Genomic DNA, 542 nt, shown 5'->3' on the forward strand with positions numbered 1-542 from the left:
GGCGTCGTACCCGTCGCCGAGCGGAATTCCCGCACGAACGTCCGCGTGCTCATGTGGGCGGTGGTGGCCAGCCGTTCGACCGGCAACGGTTCCGCCAGCCGCTGCTCGGCCCACTCCATCGCGCGGGAGATCGCGTCGTCTTCCGACCGCGGAGGCATGGGGCGTTCGATGTACTGGGCCTGTCCGCCCTCGCGATGCGGTGCGATGACCAGGCTGCGGGCGACCTTGTGGGCGGGGGTCGCGCCGAGACGTGACCGGACCAGGTGCAGGCACGCGCCCAGCCCGGAAGCGGTTCCGGCCGACGTGAGGACGTCCCCGTGGTCGATGTACAGCACGGAGTCGTCGAGATCGATGCCGGGATGGCGCTGTGTCAGCAGGTCGAAGCCCTGCCAGTGCGTGACGGCAGGACGTTCGCCGAGCAGGCCGGCATCGACGACGGGGATCGCGCCGAGGCAGAGCCCGACGATCGTCGCGCCCGACTCGTGTGCGCCGGTCAGCGTCGTGCGTACGGCGGGGGTGATGGGGCGGGCGGCGAAGAAACA

At 71.0% G+C, this 542-nt stretch carries 1 protein-coding gene; it reads right to left on the reverse strand.

Annotated features, from left to right (window positions below; genetic code table 11):
- A partial coding sequence (locus ABD323_RS44870; protein ID WP_344447711.1) for a GlxA family transcriptional regulator occupies positions 1-542 on the reverse strand: 542 nt, incomplete at both ends.

Source organism: Kitasatospora nipponensis (assembly GCF_039528135.1).
In the GTDB taxonomy this organism is placed as follows: Bacteria; Actinomycetota; Actinomycetes; order Streptomycetales; family Streptomycetaceae; genus Kitasatospora; species Kitasatospora nipponensis.